Genomic DNA, 19,272 nt, shown 5'->3' on the forward strand with positions numbered 1-19,272 from the left:
CGCTACGCTCGTCGTGTCCGCACCCAGTGCGGGCACCACGATTTGCCGCACCGCCGCAGAGGGGGACACCGTGACCGCTCCCAGCCCGTTCGCCGAGATCTTCGTCGCCACGCATTCCGAGGCGTTGGCCCGAGCGGCCGCGCTCGACGGCGGGTCCGGCACGGACCCGGGTGGGATCCGGATCCCCGGCGTCTCCGACTATGAGATCGAACAGCTCGGCAGCCTTGTCGGGGCGGCCGTGCACGCCCCCGGAGTCGACTACGAGCTCACGATGGTGGACGTCGCGTCGGACTCCCTCCTCGCCGTCCCGATGGCCATGGTCCGCGCCCTGGCCGAGCTCCTCGGGTACGAGTCCGGCGAGGAGGAGGGCGACGCCGTCGAGCGCGTCGCGGCGGCCTGGGTGGACCAGGAGGACCTGCCCTTCGACGCCCGCGAGGCCTACGACTACGTCGAGCAGCTCGCGAAGCTCGCCGCCGACGTCGACGACTCGGACCACCAGGAGCTGTTCGTCTGGGCCGGGACCTGACGCGGACGGTGCGCCACGCGCCGGGCCGGTCGCGCGTGGCGCGTGCGCGGCGACGCGTTTTCTCTGGCACAATGGACAGGTACTCGATCCGCACGGCCCCCTCTCTGTCGTGCGCATTGTGTCAACTTGAGAGCCCTGACGAAGTACGGCCCGCCCCACGGGAGCGGAAAAGCCGGGGCTCGACCCGTGTGCAGAAACAGGAGTGACCACAACCGTGGCCGTTAAGATTCGTCTCAAGCGCTTCGGCAAGATGCGCGCCCCGTACTACCGCATCGTCGTCGCCGACTCGCGCACCAAGCGCGATGGCCGTGCGATCGAGGAGATCGGCAAGTACCACCCGACCGAGGAGCCCTCGTTCATCGAGGTCAACTCCGAGCGCGCCCAGTACTGGCTCGGCGTCGGCGCTCAGCCGACCGAGCAGGTCACGGCGATCCTCAAGATCACCGGCGACTGGCAGAAGTTCAAGGGCCTCGAGGGCCAGGAGGGCACCCTCAAGGCGCCCAAGGCCAAGGAGGCCTTCGTGGCCCCCGACAAGGGTTCCGTGATCCTGCCCGAGGCCATCACCCCGAAGGCCGCCAAGAACGACGAGGCCGAGGCCGAGGCTTCCGCCGAGACCGAGGCTGAGTAGTTTGCTGGCCGAGGCCCTCGAGCACCTCGTCCGCGGGATCGTGGACAATCCGGATGACGTCACGGTGGAGGCCAAGAGCAACCGCCGGGGCGAGATCCTCGAGGTGCGCGTCCACCAGGACGACCTCGGCCGCGTGATCGGCCGTCAGGGCCGCACCGCCCGCGCGCTGCGCACCGTCGTGGCCGCCCTCGCCGAAGGCGAGCCGGTGCGCGTCGACGTCATCGACACCGACCGCCGCCGGTAGGCGCCCCAGCCAGCAGGCCTCATTCCGGCCCCTCCGCCCGCTAGGGTGGAGGGGCCGGAGCCGTTCCCACCCGACACGTCCGCAAGGAGCAGCACAGAGCGATGCAAGTACAGGTAGCCCGGGTCGGCAAGCCCCACGGGATCCGCGGCGAGGTCACGGTCCAAGTGCTCACCGATGCGCCCGAGGACCGCTTCGTGCCCGGCGCTGCGTTCATCGTCGAACCAGCCTCCCTCGGCCCGCTCACGGTGCGCGCCGCGCGCTGGAACAAGGAGATCCTGCTCCTGTCGTTCGACGAGGTGCCCGACCGCACCAGGGCCGAGGAGCTGCGCGGCGCCCGGCTCTTCGTCGAGACCGACGAGCTTGAGGACGACGACGAGGACGGGTGGTACGAGCACGAGCTCGTCGGGCTCGAGGTCAGGGTCGAGGGCAGGGCCGTGGGCACCGTGGCCGCGCTCCAGACGATGCCCGTCCAGGACCTCCTCGTCGTCGACACGCCCGAGGGCGAGGTCCTCGTGCCGTTCGTCGAGCAGATCGTCCCGGAGGTGGACCTCGAGGGCGGCTTCGTCACGGTCACGCCGCCGCCGGGCCTCTTCGAGCTCAACCGGGAGCCCGGGGAGCCGGAGCCGGGGGCCTAGGTGCGCATCGACGTCGTCAGCATCTTCCCGGACTACCTCGCGCCGCTGCGCCTGTCCCTGCTCGGGCGCGCCCAGGAGGACGGGCTCCTGACCCTCACGGTGCACGACCTGCGCGAGTTCACCTCCGACCGGCACCGCACCGTGGATGACACGCCGTACGGCGGGGGAGCGGGGATGGTCATGAAGCCCGAGCCGTGGGCCCTCGCCCTCGGGCGCGTGCTCGCGGCGCAGACAGGCGTCTCTGACGCCTCCGTGGACGACGGCGCCGCAGGAGCGCCCGCCGGAGGCGCGCGGCGCCCCGTCCTCATCGTCCCCTCGCCCGCGGGGCAGGTCTTCACGCAGGCGATGGCGCACGAGCTTGCCGAGGAGCCGACGCTCGCGTTCGCGTGCGGGCGCTACGAGGGCATCGACGAGCGGGTCCTGGACTGGGCGGGGGAGCACTTCGACGTGCGTCCCGTGAGCCTGGGGGACTACGTGCTCAACGGGGGAGAGGTCGCAGTCATGGCCATGGTCGAGGCCGTCGGGCGGCTCCTGCCCGGCGTCGTCGGAAACCCGCACTCCCTCGTCGAGGAGTCCCACTCGGACGGCCTCCTCGAGTATCCCGTGTACACGAAGCCCGCCTCGTGGCGCGGCCACGAGGTCCCGGAGGTGCTCCTCTCCGGCAACCACGGCAGGATCGCGCAGTGGCGGCTCGAGCAGCAGCTGCGCCGCACTGCCGCTCGCCGGCCCGAGCTGCTCGAGGGCGCCGACGCCTCGGCCTACGGCAAGGCCGAGCGGGCGGTTCTGCGGGAGCTGGGGTTCGAGGTCGCCGACGGGCGGCTGCGTCGGGCGTGACGGCGCCTGCCGGGGGCGGCGCGCCGAATGGCGGGCCATGCCGGGCCTGTGGCAGAATGGTCAGTTGTGTCTGCCGGGCATCGGACCTGCCGCAGGGGGCCTGCGCCAACGGAACGGACACGCCGCCTCGCCGGGGCTTTCGGCTGGCGGTCGCACACACTCCGGGCTGCGCCGCGAGCGGCGGAGCCCGAAACCAAAGCGGGTGACCTGTGGCATCCGCCAGGAGAAGATCATGCACATTCTCGACGCCGTCGATGCCGCCTCGCTGCGCTCCGACATCCCCGAGTTCGCCCCCGGTGACACGATCAAGGTGCACGTGAACATCATTGAGGGCAAGAACACCCGCGTCCAGGTCTTCCAGGGCTTCGTCGTCGGCCGCCAGGGCCACGGCGTCCGCGAGACCTTCACGGTCCGCAAGGTCTCCTTCGGTGTCGGCGTCGAGCGCACGTTCCCGGTGCACTCCCCGATCATCGAGAAGATCGAGGTCGTGACCAAGGGCGATGTGCGCCGCGCCAAGCTCTACTACATGCGCGAGCTGCGCGGCAAGGCCGCCAAGATCAAGGAGAAGCGCGACTACAGCTCCGCCAAGTAGCCTCCGGCTGCCCAACGGCTGCACGCCCCTTCCGTGGCCAGTACCGAGCGCCAGTCCCGCCTGCGGGGCTGGCGTTCGGCCGTCCTGGCCCTCGGCATCGCCCTGCTCGTGTGGGGTGTCATCCGGGCGCTCGTCGTCGACGTCTTCTACATCCCCTCCGGCTCGATGGAGCCGCTCCTCGTCCCCGGCGACCGGATCGCCGTCGCGCGCCCCCTCCTCGACGGGCAGCCCGTCCAGCGGGGGGACGTCGTCGTCTTCGACGGGCGGGGGTCGTTCGTGCCGCTCGCCAGCAGCCGGGGCTGGTTGGGCGACGCCGTGCGCGGTGGCGCCGAGTGGCTCGGCATCGTGGCGAGCGAGACGGTCTACGTCAAACGAGTCGTCGGCGTCGCGGGGGACCATGTCCGCTGCTGCACGGCCGACGGCCGGCTCGAGGTCAACGGGGCCCCGCTCGACGAGCCGTACGTCTATCCCGGCGACGCCGCGAGCGAGCAGGCGTTCGACGTCGTCGTGCCCGACGGCCGCCTGTGGCTCCTCGGCGACCACCGCTCCGACTCCGCCGACTCGCGCTCGCTCCTCGGTGCCCCGGGCGGCGGCATGGTGCGCACCGAGAGGATCATCGGCAGGCCGATGGCGATCCTCTGGCCGCTTGATAGATTGGGCCATCTGAGCACGGCCCCCATATCGAAGGACAACCAGTGAAGCGCACCCCCGGACCCGGATCCGACGAAGCGGACACGGGGGCGCAGCCAGAGCGCGCCGCGCGCCACAGGGAGGCCCCCTCGAAGCGCGGCGGCCTGCTCGGCTGGCTTCGTGAGATCGCCATCATCCTGGCCGTCTCGGTGGTCCTGTCCTTCCTCATCAAGACGTTCCTCTTCAAGGCCTTCTACATCCCGTCGGAGTCGATGGTGCCGACGCTCGAGGAGAACGACCGGATCTTCGTCAACCTCATGGTGCCGCGGAACTTCGCGCTGGAGCGGGGGGACGTCGTCGTATTCCGGGACACGAAGGGCTGGCTGCCCGCTGTCCCGGAGAAGCCCTCGAACCCGCTGCTGGAGGGCCTCGAGTTCATAGGACTCCTGCCCGACACGTCGCAGCAGCACCTCATCAAGCGCGTCATCGGTCTCCCGGGGGACCACGTCGCCTGCTGCGACGACGCGTCCGGGCGCATCACGGTCAACGGCGAGCCACTCGCGGAGGCCTACGTCAACCCCGCCGAGTTGCCCCGCCCCCTGCCGTTCGACGTGACGGTTCCGGAGGGTAGCATCTGGGTTATGGGAGACAACCGGAACCACTCCTCCGACTCCCGCATCCACGACGGCGAGCGGCGCGGCTCGGGGTTCATCTCGCTTGACGACGTCGAGGGCAAGGCGACCGTCATCGCGTGGCCGTTCACGCGGCTGCGCATCCTCGACAGCTATCCGGCCACGTTCAGCAGCGTGCCCCCCGCGTCATGAGCACCGCCCGCCCCGGCCTGCCCGCGCCGACCCTTCGCTTCGTCAACCGTCTCGCCGGCGAGTTCGGCCCGCTCGTCGCCGGCTGTGACGAGGTGGGGCGCGGCGCCCTCGCCGGCCCTGTCACGGTGGGGGTCGTCGTCGTCGACGCGCGTCGGGTGAAGACGAGGACTGTCCTGCGGGACAGCAAGCTCCTGACCCCCGAGCGGCGCGTCGAGCTCGTGCCCCTCGTGCGCACATGGGCCGTGGGATCCGCCGTCGGGCACGCAAGCGCCGAGGAAATCGACGCGCTGGGGCTCATGGGGGCCCTGAGGCTCGCCGGCGTCCGGGCGCTCGAGGTGCTCGGCGCCGAGGGGATCATTCCCGACGCTGTCCATCTCGACGGCAACTACGACTGGCTGGCCCGGGGAGGGCAGGCCTCGCTCTTCGAGGAGGCCGTGGCGATTCCCACCGTGCCGGTCCGGACCACGATCAAGGCCGACCTGAAGTGCCAGGCGGTCGCGGCCGCTAGCATCCTTGCCAAGGTCGCGCGGGACGAGATCATGGTGGGCCACGGGCTGGCTGATCCGCGGTATGGATGGGCCGTCAACAAGGGCTATGCCACGCCGGACCACCGCGCGGCGCTCGCCCAGTTCGGCCCCAGTAGCCTGCACCGGCTCTCGTGGCACCTCGGGACGGGACTCCCGCCCGAGGACGCGCTGGGGATGATCGAGGCGCTCGGGACCGACGCGGAGCTGGAGCCATACCCTGAGCTGGAGCCAGACGCGGCCCTGGGACTCGACGACGTGCACGCCGACGGTGGAGCGCCGGCCGGTGGGGGAAGATAGGACCATGAGCGCCGAAGACCTTGAGAACTACGAGACCGACATGGAGCTCCAGCTCTATCGCGAGTACCGGGATGTCATCTCGTTGTTCAGCTACGTCGTGGAGACGGAGCGCCGGTTCTACCTTGCCAACCATGTGGACCTCCAGGCCCGCTCGGCGGACGGCGAGGTGTACTTCGACCTCACCCTTCAGGATGCGTGGGTCTGGGACGTCTACCGCACTGCCAGGTTCGTCAAGAGCGTCCGCGTGATCACCTTCAAGGACGTCAACGTCGAGGAGCTCCCGAAGGTCGAAGACCTCGGTCTGCCCAAGGACGGCGGGCTCGGCGCGGCGGGGCTCGGGGGCTGAGCACGGCCCCTCGCCGCAGCCCTGACTGCTCCTCCACAGCTGCCCGGCGGGGCGTGTCGTCCACATAGGGAAGCTCTCGGCCCCCAGCGGATCTCGCGGGCGCGAGTCTGGTTCCATGAGAGCCAAGGACAGACTCGGGCAGCGCGGAGAGCGGCTCGCCGAAGACTACCTGCGGTCGCAAGGCGCCGCGATCCTGGACCGGAACTGGAGGTGCCGAGACGGCGAGCTCGACATCGTCGCCGACGACGCCGGGGTGCTGGTCGCCGTCGAGGTCAAGGCCCGCCGCTCGTGGGACTTCGGCCACCCCTTCGAGGCCGTCGACCCCGTGAAGCTCGGCCGGCTCGTCCGCCTGCTGGGCGCCTGGGCGGCAGCACACGGAATCCGCGGCGGACGACGGCGCGTGGACGTCATCGCGGTGACGGGGCCGGCCGGGGAGCTCAGCCGCATCGAGCATCTGCGGGGCGTCGCATGAGCGGGCTCGGCCGGGCGCTGGGCGTGGCCCTCGTGGGCCTCAATGGCTACCTCGTCGAGGTCGAGGCGGACATCCAGCAGACCCTGCCGGGCTTCGTCGTCCTCGGCCTGCCGGACTCGGCGCTGAACGAGGCGCGCGAGCGCGTCCGCAGTGCGGCCCACAACAGTGGGCTGCCGCTCACTCGGCGCAAGCTCACCGTCAACCTCATCCCGGCCTCCCTGCCGAAGCGGGGGACCGGCTTCGACCTCGCGATCGCCGTGGCCGCCCTCGCCGCCGCCGGGGACCTGCGCCCGCCCGCCGGCGTCGTCTTCCTCGCCGAGCTCGGCCTCGACGGGCGGCTGCGCCCGATCAGGGGCGTCCTGCCCGCGGTCATGGCGGCCGTGCGCTCTGGCCGACCAGACGTCGTCGTCGCAGCCGACAATGCGCGGGAGGCCGCGCTCGTGCCGGGCGCCACGGTCCACGCCTACGAATCCCTCGGGCAGCTCGCCCTCGACCTCGGCGCCGACCCCCGGACGGTGGTCATCCCGCCGCGGGGCCCGGTCCGGGACGGCAGCACGGGCGCCGGGGGAGAGGAGCCGGGCCAGTCACTGATCGCTGTCGCGGATCTGCGGGACGTGGCCGGCCAGTCGGAGGCCCGCGCCGCCCTCGAAGTCGCCGCGGCCGGCGGGCACCACCTCCTCTTCGTGGGCCCGCCGGGCGCGGGGAAGACGATGCTCGCCGAGCGCCTCCCTGGCATCCTGCCCGACCTCGACGACGAGGCCGCGATGGAGGTCACCGCCATCCATTCCCTCTCCGGGGACCCGCGTGCCGGACGTGAGCTCATTCGCCGCCCGCCGTTCGAGAGCCCTCACCATACGGCGAGTGCACCGGCAATCGTCGGCGGCGGCAGCGGCGTGCCCCGCCCCGGGGCGGCGTCCAAGGCCCACCGGGGCGTGCTGTTCCTCGACGAGGCCCCCGAGTATGAGGCGAGGGTGCTCGATTCCCTTCGGCAGCCGCTCGAGAGCGGAGAGCTCGTGATCCACCGGGCGGCAGGCGCCGCCACATACCCCGCCCGCTTCCAGCTCGTTCTCGCCGCCAATCCCTGCCCCTGCGGCAACGGGTTCGGCAAGGGACTGGACTGCACGTGCACGGCGCAATCCAAGCGCCGCTATTTCGCCAGGATCTCCGGCCCGCTGCTGGATCGGGTCGACATCCAGCTCCACGTCCGCAAGGTCTCCGCGCTGGACCTCCAGACGCGGGCCAGCGGCGAGTCCACTGAGACCGTCGCCGGCCGCGTGCGCGAGGCCAGGCACCGGCAGGCGGAGCGTCTTGGCCCGTTCGGCCTCGAGACGAACTCTCAGGTGCCCGGCCGCCTCCTGCGCGGTCAACTCAGGCTGGATCCCGCCGCGACCCGGCCGCTCGAGAGCGCCCTCGCCGCCAACACGCTCACGGCCCGCGGCTACGACCGTGTCCTCCGGCTCGCGTGGTCGCTCGCCGACCTCGCGGGAGCCGACCGGCCCGGAGGGGACGAAGTGGGCCAGGCCCTCCTCCTGCGGCAGGCGGTGGCAGCGGCATGAATGGCGACTCGGCACGACGCGCAGGCGGCAGCGCCCTCGGGGAGGAGCAAGGCATGGACGGGATCCGAGTGGCCCGGGCGGCACTGTCGAGGCTCTTCGAGCCGCTCGACCCCATCGGCACGGCCCTCGTCTCCATCCTCGGACCGGTTGACGCGCTGCGGGTCGCCACCGGACGTGCCGCGGCCGCGGGGGCCGAGGCGGTGCTGGCCGATCCGGGCATGGGTGGCGGGGCCCTCGCGGCCGCCCTCGAACGCTGGCGGCCCCGGGTCGCGCAGCTGGCACCCGAGAGGGACCTCGAGACCATCGCGCGCTTCGGTGGCCGGCTCGTCATCCCCGAGGATGACGAATGGCCGGACGGCCTCGACGACCTCGGCGCCGAGGCGCCCCTGTGCCTGTGGGTCCGCGGAGAGGACCGCCTGCCCGCGATGAAGCGCACAGTGGCCATCGTCGGATCGCGGGACGCGACGGGCTACGGACTGTCTGTCGCCGGGGAGCTCGCCAAGGGCCTCGCGGACCGTGGCCTCACGGTCGTCAGCGGGGGCGCCTACGGCATCGACGGGCAGGCCCACCGCGCCGCCCTGGCGTCGTCGTCGCACGCGCTGCCCACGGTGGCGGTCATGGCCGGAGGCGTCGACCGCTACTACCCCTCCGGCCACGAGGACCTGCTGCGGGAGGTTGCGAGGCGCGGGCTCATGGCCTCCGAGATGCCGCCCGGGGCGTCGCCGACGCGGCACCGCTTCCTCAAGCGGAACCGGCTCATCGCGGCGCTGTCGTCCCTGACGGTGGTCGTGGAGGCGCGCTGGCGCTCCGGCGCCCTCAGCACCGCCCGCAGGGCGGCGGAGATCGGACGCCACGTTGCTGCCGTCCCCGGATCCGTCTACAGTGCCAACTCCGTCGGATGCCACCGGCTCCTGCGGGAGGGGGCACTGTGCGTGACCGACGAGAAGGAGGCCTTCGAGCTCCTCTCGGCCTCGGGAGAGGGTCTGGTCGAGGAGCCCGAGGTCCCGGCCGCGGCGCACGACGGATTGTCCCTCGTGGATTTCATGGTCCTCGAGGCGCTGCCCAAGCGGCGCGGGGCAGAGGTCGAGAGCCTGGCGTCCGTGGCGGGACTGAGCGAGGCTGAGGTGAGGGCGGGCCTCGGCCGGCTCCAGCTCCTCGGCCTCTGCACTCGGTCCGAGTGGGGCTGGCGGCGGGTCGCGGACGCATGAGGCGCGTGTCGCCTTGCCCGCGCCCCGGGCGAGCGCGAGAGTGGCCCGGTGGGAACAGACGACGACGCTCGCCCTCTGGCCGAGGGCCTCGAGGGGCCCCTCCGTGACTTCATCCGGCACATCGGCCTCGGCCGGGGCCGGTCCGAGCACACGCTCCGTGCCTACGAGTCCGACCTCCGCTCGCTCCTCGCGACGGCGGCGGCGGACGGCGCGTCCACCCTCACCGAGATCGACCTCGCGACGCTCCGCCGCTGGCTCGGGCGCCAGAGCGAAGCGGGCCTCGCGCGGTCCACGGTCGCCCGGCGCGCCGCCTCGGTGAGATCGTTCACGGCATGGGCCCGCCGGGAAGGCCTCCTCGAGGTCGATCCCGCGCTCCGCCTCCTCGCACCGAAGCGCGAGCGGCACCTCCCCGAGGTCCTCCACCGCGGTCAGGTCGAACGGCTCGTGGATTCGCTCCAGGCCGAGGCGACCGGGGCCTCCGGCGAGGACGCGATCCCCGCGAGGGACCTCGCCGTCATCGAACTGCTCTACGCCTCCGGAACGAGGGTCGGGGAGCTCGTTGGGCTGGACGTCGATGACGTCGACTTCGACAGGCGCATGCTGCGGGTGCTCGGAAAGGGGAGCAAGGAGCGGGCCGTCCCGTTCGGCGTCCCGGCCGAGAAGGCCCTCCGCCGCTGGCTGGCGGTGCGCGGACGCCTCGCGACCCCTGGGAGCGGGCCCGCCCTCTTCCTTGGCCGCCGCGGCGGCCGGCTCGGCCAGCGACAGGCACGGGAGATCGTCGACCGCGCCCTCCGCGGGCTCGGCGATACCTCTGCCAGCGGCCCCCACGCGCTGCGCCACACCGCGGCGACGCACCTCCTCGACGGCGGAGCCGACCTGCGCAGCGTGCAGGAGATCCTCGGCCACGCCAGCCTCGCGACGACCCAGCTCTACACGCACGTCTCGGTCGAGCGGCTCCGGTCGAGCTATCAGGCATCTCACCCCAGGGCCTGAGGGCCGGGCGGGAAATCCGCGCATTCCTTGCGGCATGGCGCACTGGCGCAGGCGCAAGGTCGTACGGCAGAATGGTCGCGAAACCGCCGGATTCGGGTCGAAGGGGCGCGAGTTGGCGGACAACTGCATAGGCGCGGATCGCTGGGCACCGCCCGCTGACGGTCGTAGGGGAAGACGTACCGGCAGCGATGGAGGATGGAATGTCTGCAGTGATGACGCGTGGTCTGCTGTTCGTGCACTCGGCACCGAGCGCGCTGTGTCCCCACGTTGAGTGGGCCATCGGCTCGGTCGTCGACAAGCGGACTGACTTGGACTGGACGGCGCAGCCCGCCGCTCCGGGGATGTTCCGCGCCGAACTATCGTGGATGGGCGCCCCGGGCACGGGGGCGCAGCTCGCCTCAGCGCTCCGAGGGTGGGCCCACCTCCGCTACGAGGTCACAGAGGAGCCGAGCTCGGGCGTGGACGGGGCCCGCTGGTCGCATACCCCCGAGCTGGGCATCTTTCATGCCATGACCGACGTGCACGGCAACATCGTGATCTCCGAGGACCGCGTCCGCTACGCCTACGAGGCAGGGGGAGGGGACCCCGCCGTCGTGTTCCACGAGCTCTCTCTGGCGCTCGGCGAGGCGTGGGACGAGGAGCTCGAGCCGTTCCGCCATGCCGCGGAGGGTGCGCCCGTGCGCTGGCTGCACCGGGTCGGCTGACGCCCCCTGCATCCTCTGCCCGTGCGCACCCACGGCACACCATCGTCGCGACACAGCACTGGGGCCCGCCGAATGGCGGGCCCCAGTGCTTTGGCGTGCGTGCGGGCTGTTCCGTGCGTGCGGCGCCCCCTGGCACGGAGCCGCGGACTCAGCGGCTGCGGATGACGATGACCGCGTTGTGCCCGCCGAAGCCGAAGGAGTTGCTCAGGGCCACGATGTCGCCCTCCGGCAGGTCCCGGGCCGTCGTCACGACGTCGAGCGGGATCTCGGGATCCTGGTTGTCGAGGTTGATCGTCGCCGGGGCCATGCGCTCGTGGACGGCGAGGACCGTGAGCACCGCCTCGACGGCACCGGAGGCGCCCAGGAGGTGGCCCATCTGGGACTTCGTGGCCGAGACGCCGACGTTGTCCACGTGGGAGCCGAGGGCGGCCTTGAGGGCCGTGTACTCTGGCTTGTCCCCGACCGGGGTCGACGTCGCATGGGCATTGACGTGGACGATGTCCTCGGGCTGGACCCGGGCGTCGAACATGGCGGCCTTGAGGGCGCGCGTCGCACCGAGGCCCTCCGGGTCCGGGGCCGTGATGTGGTACGCGTCCGCGGTGACCGACGTCCCGGCCAGCTCGGCGTAGATCCGGGCGCCGCGGGCGAGGGCGTGCTCCTCGGCCTCGAGGACGAGCGCGCCGGCGCCCTCGCCCATGACGAAGCCGTCGCGGTCGATGTCGTAGGGACGCGAGGCCGCCTCGGGGTCGTCGTTGCGCTTCGACAGCGCCTGCATGGAGGCGAACGCCGCGATCGGCATGGGGTGGATCGCCGCCTCGGCGCCGCCGACCATCACGACGTCGGCCTTGCCCGAGCGGATGAGCTCCTGGCCCACGCTCATCGCCTCGGTGCCGGAGGCGCAGGCGGAGACGGGGGTGTGGGCGCCGGCGCGGGCGCCGAGATCAAGGCTCACGGCTGCGGCGACGCCATTGGGCATGAGCATCGGCACGGTCATCGGCAGGACTCGGCGCGGCCCCTTCTCCTTGAGCGTGTCCCAGCCGTTCAGGAGCGTCCACACGCCGCCGATCCCGGTCGCGAAGGCGACTGCGAGGCGGTCGTGGTCGACGTTCTCGATCCCCGCGTCCTTCCACGCCTCACGGGCGGCGATGACGCCGTACTGCGTCGACGGGTCCATGCGCTTCATCTCGACACGGCTCAGGACCTCCTCGGCGGGGACGGTGAGCCTGGCAGCGATCTTGACGGGAAGGTCGAACTGTTCCACCCAGTCGTCGGTCAGCCTGCGGACGCCCGAGACGCCCTTGAGGGCGTTCTGCCACAGGGTGGGGACGTCGCCGCCGATGGGCGTCGTGGCTCCCAGACCGGTCACAACAACTTTGCGCGCCATGCTTCGCTCTTTCACGTGTAATCGCGTCGGGCCAGCGAGGGCTGGCAGGTCATGGTCGGCGGCCGGTGCCATGGGCACCGGCCGCCGGGGAAAGCCCTAGGCCTGGGCCTGGGAGATGAAGTTGACGGCGTCGCCCACGGTCGAAAGGTTCTTGACCTCCTCGTCCGGGATGCGGACGCCGAACTTCTCCTCGGCGTTGACCACGATGGTCATCATCGAGATCGAGTCGATGTCGAGGTCGTCCGTGAAGGACTTGTCGAGCTCGACGGCGTCGGTGGCCAGGCCCGTCTCCTCGTTGATGATCTCGGCCAGACCGGCGAGGATCTCTTCGTTGCTTGCCATGTCGGCTCCTTTTCTCGGTGTGCCGGCGGTCAGCCGGGTCAGGGTTCCAGCCGCTCGTGCGGCTTGGCTTGCATGCCCCGGCACGCCGGGGCACTCGGTCTCAGGGAAGGACCACGACCTGGGCGCCGAACACGAGTCCAGCGCCGAAGCCGATCTGGAGTGCCAGCGTGCCGCTGAGCTCCGGGTTCTCCTTCAGGAGCCTGTGGGCAGCGAGCGGGATCGAGGCCGCGGAGGTGTTGCCCGCGTCCACGATGTCGCGCGCCACGACCACCGACTCCGGAAGCTTGAGCTGCTTGACCATCTCGTCGATGATCCGCATGTTCGCCTGGTGCGGGACGAAGGCCGAGATGTCCTCGGGGCCGACGCCGGCAGCGTCGAGCGCCCGCTTCGCGACCTTCGCCATCTCCCACACGGCCCAACGGAACACGGACTGGCCATCCTGGCGCAGCGTCGGCCAGATCTTGGCCTCGGTGCCCAGCACGGCGGCCGCGTTGCCCGCGCCGTCCCGCTCGGCCTCGTCCGAGAGGTCGCGGACGTCGAGGAGCGAGTGCGTCATGCCGATCGTGCCCCATTTGCTGCCGTCCGAGCCCCACACCGAGGGCCCGATGCCCGGCGTCTGCGAGGGCCCGACGACGACGGCACCCGCGCCGTCGCCAAGCAGGAAGGAGATCGTGCGCTCGGTGTTGTCGATGAAGTCGCTGAGCTTCTCGGCCCCGACGACGAGGACGTAGTCGGCCGCGCCCGAGCGAACGAGCGCGTCCGCCTGGGCGACTCCGTAGCAGTAGCCCGCGCACGCCGCGGAGATGTCGTAGGCCGGTGCCGGCGTCGCGTCGAGGCGGTCAGCGAGCACGGCGGCGGCCGACGGGGTCGCGTACGGGTGCGTCACGGTCGAGACGATGACGGCGCCGAGCTGGCTCCCCTCGATGCCGGCGGCGGCGAGGGCTTCGCGGGAGGCGCCCTCCGCCATGTCGATGACGCTCACGTCGGCGGGGGCCCGGTGGCGGGTGACGATGCCGGTGCGCTGGCGGATCCACTCGTCGGAGGAGTCGATCCACTGGCACACGTCGTCGTTCGTGACGGTGACCGTGGGGCGGTAGGCTCCGATGCCGAGGATCCGGGAGTGGTCCTTGACCGGGGCCTGTGCGAGCACCGGGGCGGTCACGCGTTCTCCTCTGCGCGCTCGGCGTCGGCCGCGAAGAGGGCCAGCGCCGCGTCGAGGTCGCCTGGGGTCTTGACCGCGACGGTCTTGACGCCCTTCATGCCGCGCTTGGCCAGTCCGACGAGCGTGCCCGCCGGCGCGAGCTCGATCACGCCGGTCACGCCCTTGGCCTCGAGGGTGTCCATGCACAGGTCCCAGCGGACCGGACGGGAGACCTGCTCGATGAGGCTGCCCACGGCTGCGTCCCCCGAGGCGACCTCTTGGCCGTCGTAGTTGGACAGGAGCGGAACCTGCGGCTCCGACACGGCGAGGCTCGGCCGGAGCTCCGCGAGCGCGGCGACGGCGGAGGCCATGTGCTGCGTGTGGAAGGCGCCGGCTACCTTGAGGGGCACGATGCGGGCCTTCGCGGGCGGGTTGTCCGCGAGCGCCTGCAGCTGCTCGAACGTCCCGGCGGCCACGACCTGGCCGCCGCCGTTGACGTTGGCCGGCTCGGCCCCCGCTGCGGCGATGGCGTCCAGCACCTCCTGTGCATCTCCGCCGATGACGGCACTCATCCCCGTCGGCGTGACGGCTGCCGCGCGGGCCATGCCCTGGGCACGGACGGAGACGAAACGCATCGCGTCCTCGGGGCTCAGCACGCCCGCAAGGGCCGACGCGGTGATCTCTCCGACCGAATGGCCCGCGAGGACGATCGGCAGCTGGCTGAGCTCGACGTCGAAGAGGGTCTCCGCGGCGACGATGCCGGCTGCGACGATGAGCGGCTGCGCGACGGCGGTGTCCTTGATGGTCTCCTCGTCGGAGGTGGTGCCGTGGGCCACGAGATCGAGGCCGGCAACCTCGCCGAGGGCACCGAGGCGCTCGGCGACGGCGGGGACCTCAAGCCACGGAGCGAGGAATCCGGGCGTCTGGGAGCCCTGTCCAGGGCAGACAATTGCTAGCACGTATCCAGCTTTCCAAATCGGGGTGCGTCCAAGCGGTGGGCTCGCGTACCAAGCTCCAGAACGCGATTTGTGGGAAGTCTACAATGCCTGCCGGGGTACGCGGCGTCAGGCGGACCGCCCGGCGGGGCGTTCGGCGGGGGTCCTCGACGGCGCCGAGAGCCGCCCGACGACGAGCGCGGTCTGCAGGACGAAGGCCTCTCGGGGCAGGAGTGGGTCCCAGCCCGTGACGTCGCAGACCCTGCGCAGCCGGTACCTCACGGTGTTGGCGTGGACGAAGAGCTCGCGCGCCGTCGCCTCGAGGGAGTGCCCGAGCTCGAAGTAGGCGCTGAGGGTCTCGACGAGACCGTTGGAGGCCGCCATCAGCGGACGGTAGATCTTCTGCACGAGGGCCCGGCGCGCGGCGTCGTCCCCCGCGACGACGCGCTCCGGCAGGAGGTCGTCTGCGGCGACGGGGCGCGGGGCGTTCGGCCACGCCCGCGCGGCGGAGAGGCCCGCGAAGGCCGCCTGTGCCGAGGCGCTGGCCTCGAGCAGCGTCCCGGCCTCGGGGCCGAACACGACGGGGCCCGGCGCGAAGAGCTCCGCGAGGCGCGCCATAGCCCCGGGCGGGTCCTCGAGCCCGCCGAGGATGAGGATGAGGCGGTCGCCCTGGATGCCCACGAGCGCGTCCTGAGCGTAGCGGCCCGCGAGCCGGCGGAGCTCGCCGACGTACGTAGGGCTCGGCTCGAGGGGCGAGCTGCCCACCATGACCGTGAAGCGCTCCTGCGCCTTCCACCCCAGCGCTGCGATGCGCGAGCGCAGCGCGTCGGTGTTCTCGCCCCGCAGGATGGCGTCGACGATGAGCGCCTCGAGCCGCGTGTCCCACGAACCGCGCGTCTCGGCGGCCCTGGCGTAGACGTCCGCCGCGGCGAAGGCCACCTCGCGCGAGTACCTCAGGACGGCCTCGCGCAGGGCGGGCTGGTCCTCCTCGGGCGCGAGGTGCGGGACCTGGTCCTCGACGGCCTCGACGACGATCCGGATGAGCTGGAGCGCCTTCTGCAGGCTGATCGAGCGCGTGAGCTCGGTGGGGGCGTTGCCGAACACGTCCGAGAGGATCCATGAGGGCAGCGTCGGCCGCTCGTACCAGGTGACGAACGCGGCGATGCCGTTCTGCGCGACGAGGCCGAGGGCGGAGCGCTCGTCGGCGCTGAGCCGGCCGTACCAGGGCAGGACCCGCTCGAGCTCCCGCATCGTCGTCGTCGAGAGCTGGCCGACGTTCGCGCGCAGCTTCTTGATCGTCTCGGCCTTGGCGGGAGAGATCGTGAGCTTGCCGTTCGGCGCGTTGCCGGGGGAATGCTGCGGCTGGGCCATGGCAAGAGCATAGGCGAGCCCGCCGAGCAGGTGCATTTTGTGAGAAGGCTACAAGCTGCGGTGGGCGGCTTCACACAGCAGGATCCCTCCCTGCGGCGCCCCCACGGACGACGGCGGCCCTCCCCACATGTGGGGAGGGCCGCCGTCGTCGGTGGTCGCCTGGGCCAGCTCTCGCCGGCTGTGCTCTGCCGGCTAGCTCTCGCCGCCGGCGTTGCCGGTCGTGCCCGCGTTGACGTCCAGGAGCTGGTACTTGTCGAACGCCTGGCGGGGGGCCTCGGCGTCGACCTCGCCGCGCCGCGCGAGCATCTGCAGCGCGCGGACCACGACCGAGTGCGAGTCGATCTTGAAGTACCGGCGCGCCGCGGCCCGCGTGTCCGCGAAGCCGAAGTCGTCGGCCCCGAGGGTGGCGAACTCGTTGGGCAGGAACTGGCGGATCTGGTCCGGCACGGCCTTCATGTAGTCCGAGACGGCCACGATCGGGCCTGTCGCGCCGGCGAGCTGCTGGGTCACGAACGGCACGCGCGCCTCCTGGCCGGGGTTGAGGAACGCCTCCTCCTCGGCGGCGAGGCCCTCGCGGCGCAGCTCGTTCCAGGACGTCACGCTCCACACGTCGGCGGAGACGCCCCACTCGTCCGCGAGGATCTGCTGGGCCTCGAGGGCCCAGGGGACCGAGACGCCCGAGGCCAGCAGCTGGGTGCGCGGGCCGTCGATCTTCGCGGGGGAGAGGAGGTAGATGCCCTTGAGCAGGCCGTCGACGTCGAGCTCCTCGGGCTCGGCCGGCTGGACGATCGGCTCGTTGTACACCGTGAGGTAGTACATGACGTTCGGATCCTCGTGCTTGCCCCCATACATCCGCTCGAGGCCGGCCTTCACGATGTGCCCGATCTCGTACCCGTAGGCCGGGTCGTACGTGATGACCGCGGGGTTCGTCGAGGCCAGGATCGGGGAGTGGCCGTCGGCGTGCTGCGTGCCCTCGCCCGTGAGGGTCGTGCGGCCTGCGGTCGCGCCGATGATGAAGCCGCGCGCCATCTGGTCCGCGGCGGCCCAGATCCCGTCCCCCGTGCGCTGGAAGCCGAACATCGAGTAGAAGACGTAGATCGGCACGAGAGCCTCGCCGTGGGTCGCGTACGAAGTGCCCGCGGCCGTGAACGCCGCGATCGAGCCCGCCTCGTTGATACCCACGTGGACGATCTGCCCGGCCGGGGACTCCTTGTACGCGAGCACGAGGTCGCGGTCCACGGACAGGTAGTTCTGGCCCTTCGGGTTGTAGATCTTCGCCGTCGGGAAGAACGCGTCCATGCCGAACGTGCGCGCCTCGTCGGGGATGATCGGCACGACCCGGTGGCCGAACTCCTTGTCCCGCATGAGGTCCTTGAGCAGGCGCACGAACGCCATCGTCGTCGCGGCCTGCTGCTTGCCCGAGCCGCGCTTGGCGACCTCGTAGGCCTTTTCCTCCGGGAGGGCGACCGTGCCCTTGGAGTCGCGGCGCTCCGGGAGGAAGCCGCCGAGGGCCCTGCGGCGCTCCATCATGTACTGGATCTCCGGCGCGTCCATGCCCGGGTGGTAGTACGGCGGGCGGTACGGGTCGGCCTCGAGCTGCTCGTCGGAGATCGGGATCCGCAGGTGGTCGCGGAAGTCCTTGAGGTCCTGGAGCGTGAGCTTCTTCATCTGGTGCGTCGCGTTGCGCGCCTCGAAGTGCGGGCCGAGGCCGTAGCCCTTGACCGTCTTGGCCAGGATGACCGTGGGCTTGCCCTGGAACTCGGTCGCGGCCTTGTAGGCGGCGTAGACCTTCCAGTAGTCGTGGCCGCCGCGCTTGAGGTTCCAGATGTCCTCGTCGCTGAGGTCCGCGACGAGCTCCTTCGTCTCCGGGGTCTTGCCGAAGAAGTGCTCGCGCACGAACCCGCCCGACTCGGCCTTGTACGTCTGGTAGTCGCCGTCGAGGGTCGAGTTCATGATGTCCACGAGGTGGCCCTGCTTGTCCTTGGACAGGAGGGCGTCCCACTCGCGGCCCCAGAGGACCTTGATGACGTTCCAGCCGGCGCCGCGGAAGAACGCCTCGAGCTCTTGGACGATCTTGCCGTTGCCACGCACGGGGCCGTCGAGGCGCTGGAGGTTGCAGTTGACGACGAAGGTCAGGTTGTCCAGGTTGTCGTTGGCGGCGAGCTGGAGAAGGCCGCGGCTCTCGGGCTCGTCCATCTCGCCGTCGCCGAGGAAGGCCCAGACGTGCTGGTCAGACGTGTCCTTGATCCCGCGGTTGTGCAGGTACTTGTTGGACTGGGCCTGGTAGATCGCGTTCATGGGGCCGATGCCCATCGACACGGTCGGGAACTCCCAGAACTCCGGCATCATGCGGGGGTGCGGGTAAGAGGAGAGGGCGTGGCCCTCGCGGGACTTCTCCTGACGGAAGCCGTCGAGGTCCTCCTCGCCGAGGCGGCCTTCCATGAAGGCGCGGGCGTACATGCCGGGGGAGGCATGGCCCTGGAAGAAGACCTGGTCGCCGCCGCCCGGGTGGTCCTTGCCGCGGAAGAAGTGGTTGAAACCGACCTCATAGAGCGTGGCAGCGCCCGCATAGGTCGAGATGTGGCCGCCGACCCCGATGCCGGGGCGCTGGCCGCGGTGGACCATGACCGCCGCGTTCCAGCGCATGTAGGCGCGGTAGCGCCGCTCGAACTCCTCGTTGCCAGGGAACTCCGGCTCCTGGTCAGCGGGGATCGTGTTGACGTAGTCGGTCGTCGTCACCATCGGGACGCCCACGCTCTGCGAGCCGGCGCGCTGCAGGAGGCTGCGCATGATGTACTGCGCGCGTGCCGTGCCGCGCTCCTCGATCAGCGAGTCGAGCGACTCGATCCATTCCGCCGTCTCTTCGGGGTCGCGGTCCGGGAGCTGGTTGGTCAGGCCACTCAGGATGTGCGAGGTCTCTTCTCCTACAGACACGTCCAAACCTCTCTTCAAGCCCGGTGGCCGGCGCTGGTGGCAGCCGGACGGCGGGCGGTGTTGTCGCTGTGCCCTGTGCGTTCAGGGCCTTCGTTCTGAGCGCCCTGGTGGCTGTCGGGTTCTGCGGCCAGGCTGGCACTCAAGCCACA

General features: G+C 71.3%; 21 protein-coding genes. 15 read left to right on the forward strand and 6 right to left on the reverse strand.

Features of this window, described 5'->3' with window-relative positions:
* Positions 1–70: 70 nt before the first annotated feature.
* The 15 genes from BV907_RS00340 to BV907_RS00410 all read left to right on the forward strand — a co-directional run bounded on the left by BV907_RS00340 (position 71) and on the right by BV907_RS00410 (position 11,016).
* Positions 71–526: a carboxymuconolactone decarboxylase family protein gene (locus BV907_RS00340; protein WP_077487675.1), complete on the forward strand. Its 456-nt coding sequence runs from the start codon at positions 71–73 to the stop codon at positions 524–526.
* A 214-nt stretch (positions 527–740) separates the two neighbouring features.
* On the forward strand, positions 741–1,154 hold the full coding sequence (gene rpsP, locus BV907_RS00345) for a 30S ribosomal protein S16 (protein ID WP_077487949.1): 414 nt from the start codon (positions 741–743) through the stop codon (positions 1,152–1,154).
* A gap of 1 nt (position 1,155) precedes the next feature.
* The gene (locus BV907_RS00350) at positions 1,156–1,398 is read left to right on the forward strand and encodes an RNA-binding protein (RefSeq protein ID WP_077487676.1); all 243 of its coding nucleotides are present in this window, start codon (positions 1,156–1,158) and stop codon (positions 1,396–1,398) included.
* Between the two features lie 101 nt (positions 1,399–1,499).
* Positions 1,500–2,033, forward strand: coding sequence for a ribosome maturation factor RimM (gene rimM / locus BV907_RS00355; protein ID WP_077487677.1), 534 nt, complete (start codon positions 1,500–1,502; stop codon positions 2,031–2,033).
* Positions 2,034–2,867, forward strand: a complete 834-nt coding sequence (gene trmD, locus BV907_RS00360) for a tRNA (guanosine(37)-N1)-methyltransferase TrmD (RefSeq protein WP_077487678.1) — start codon at positions 2,034–2,036, stop codon at positions 2,865–2,867.
* A 232-nt stretch (positions 2,868–3,099) separates the two neighbouring features.
* A complete protein-coding gene (rplS, locus tag BV907_RS00365) occupies positions 3,100–3,459 on the forward strand; it encodes a 50S ribosomal protein L19 (RefSeq protein WP_077487679.1) in 360 nt (119 codons plus the stop codon).
* A gap of 33 nt (positions 3,460–3,492) precedes the next feature.
* Positions 3,493–4,158, forward strand: coding sequence for a signal peptidase I (gene lepB / locus BV907_RS00370; RefSeq protein WP_077487680.1), 666 nt, complete (start codon positions 3,493–3,495; stop codon positions 4,156–4,158).
* Complete coding sequence (gene lepB / locus BV907_RS00375; RefSeq protein WP_245827705.1) at positions 4,155–4,913, forward strand: signal peptidase I; 759 nt, start codon at positions 4,155–4,157, stop codon at positions 4,911–4,913. The genes lepB (BV907_RS00370) and lepB (BV907_RS00375) overlap by 4 nt, the downstream gene beginning before the upstream one ends.
* A complete protein-coding gene (locus tag BV907_RS00380; RefSeq protein ID WP_077487682.1) occupies positions 4,910–5,737 on the forward strand; it encodes a ribonuclease HII in 828 nt (275 codons plus the stop codon). The genes lepB (BV907_RS00375) and BV907_RS00380 overlap by 4 nt, the downstream gene beginning before the upstream one ends.
* A 4-nt stretch (positions 5,738–5,741) precedes the next feature.
* Entirely contained in the window at positions 5,742–6,083 is a 342-nt protein-coding gene (locus tag BV907_RS00385; protein WP_077487683.1) for a DUF2469 domain-containing protein, read from the forward strand.
* Positions 6,084–6,198: 115 nt separating this feature from the next.
* Positions 6,199–6,555, forward strand: a complete 357-nt coding sequence (locus BV907_RS00390) for a YraN family protein (protein ID WP_077487684.1) — start codon at positions 6,199–6,201, stop codon at positions 6,553–6,555.
* The gene (locus BV907_RS00395) at positions 6,552–8,111 is read left to right on the forward strand and encodes a YifB family Mg chelatase-like AAA ATPase (protein WP_077487685.1); all 1,560 of its coding nucleotides are present in this window, start codon (positions 6,552–6,554) and stop codon (positions 8,109–8,111) included. Before BV907_RS00390 ends, BV907_RS00395 begins: the two co-directional genes overlap by 4 nt.
* A gap of 53 nt (positions 8,112–8,164) precedes the next feature.
* Positions 8,165–9,319 (forward strand): DNA-processing protein DprA, encoded by a 1,155-nt coding sequence (gene dprA, locus BV907_RS00400; protein ID WP_077487686.1) that lies wholly within the window; start codon positions 8,165–8,167, stop codon positions 9,317–9,319.
* A 48-nt stretch (positions 9,320–9,367) separates the two neighbouring features.
* On the forward strand, positions 9,368–10,312 hold the full coding sequence (locus tag BV907_RS00405; RefSeq protein ID WP_077487687.1) for a tyrosine recombinase XerC: 945 nt from the start codon (positions 9,368–9,370) through the stop codon (positions 10,310–10,312).
* 200 nt (positions 10,313–10,512) lie between these two features.
* Entirely contained in the window at positions 10,513–11,016 is a 504-nt protein-coding gene (locus BV907_RS00410) for a DUF3145 domain-containing protein (RefSeq protein ID WP_077487688.1), read from the forward strand.
* Positions 11,017–11,164: 148 nt separating this feature from the next.
* On the opposite strand, the gene fabF is transcribed toward BV907_RS00410, so the two are convergent.
* The 6 genes from fabF to aceE form a co-directional block, all read right to left on the reverse strand.
* Positions 11,165–12,400, reverse strand: coding sequence for a beta-ketoacyl-ACP synthase II (gene fabF, locus BV907_RS00415; protein WP_077487689.1), 1,236 nt, complete (start codon positions 12,398–12,400; stop codon positions 11,165–11,167).
* A gap of 96 nt (positions 12,401–12,496) precedes the next feature.
* A complete protein-coding gene (locus BV907_RS00420; RefSeq protein ID WP_077487690.1) occupies positions 12,497–12,742 on the reverse strand; it encodes an acyl carrier protein in 246 nt (81 codons plus the stop codon).
* 100 nt (positions 12,743–12,842) lie between these two features.
* Positions 12,843–13,904 (reverse strand): beta-ketoacyl-ACP synthase III, encoded by a 1,062-nt coding sequence (locus tag BV907_RS00425; protein ID WP_077487691.1) that lies wholly within the window; start codon positions 13,902–13,904, stop codon positions 12,843–12,845.
* On the reverse strand, positions 13,901–14,842 hold the full coding sequence (locus tag BV907_RS00430; protein WP_077487692.1) for an ACP S-malonyltransferase: 942 nt from the start codon (positions 14,840–14,842) through the stop codon (positions 13,901–13,903). Before BV907_RS00430 ends, BV907_RS00425 begins: the two co-directional genes overlap by 4 nt.
* A 105-nt stretch (positions 14,843–14,947) precedes the next feature.
* Positions 14,948–16,189 carry a PucR family transcriptional regulator gene (locus BV907_RS00435; RefSeq protein WP_077487950.1) on the reverse strand — a complete coding sequence of 414 codons (1,242 nt, stop codon included), beginning with the start codon at positions 16,187–16,189 and terminating at the stop codon, positions 14,948–14,950.
* 192 nt (positions 16,190–16,381) lie between these two features.
* Positions 16,382–19,123, reverse strand: a complete 2,742-nt coding sequence (aceE, locus tag BV907_RS00440; protein WP_077487951.1) for a pyruvate dehydrogenase (acetyl-transferring), homodimeric type — start codon at positions 19,121–19,123, stop codon at positions 16,382–16,384.
* Between the last annotated feature and the right edge of the window lie 149 nt (positions 19,124–19,272).

It is taken from the genome of Sinomonas mesophila (assembly GCF_001999765.1).
Taxonomy (GTDB): Bacteria; Actinomycetota; Actinomycetes; order Actinomycetales; family Micrococcaceae; genus Sinomonas; species Sinomonas mesophila.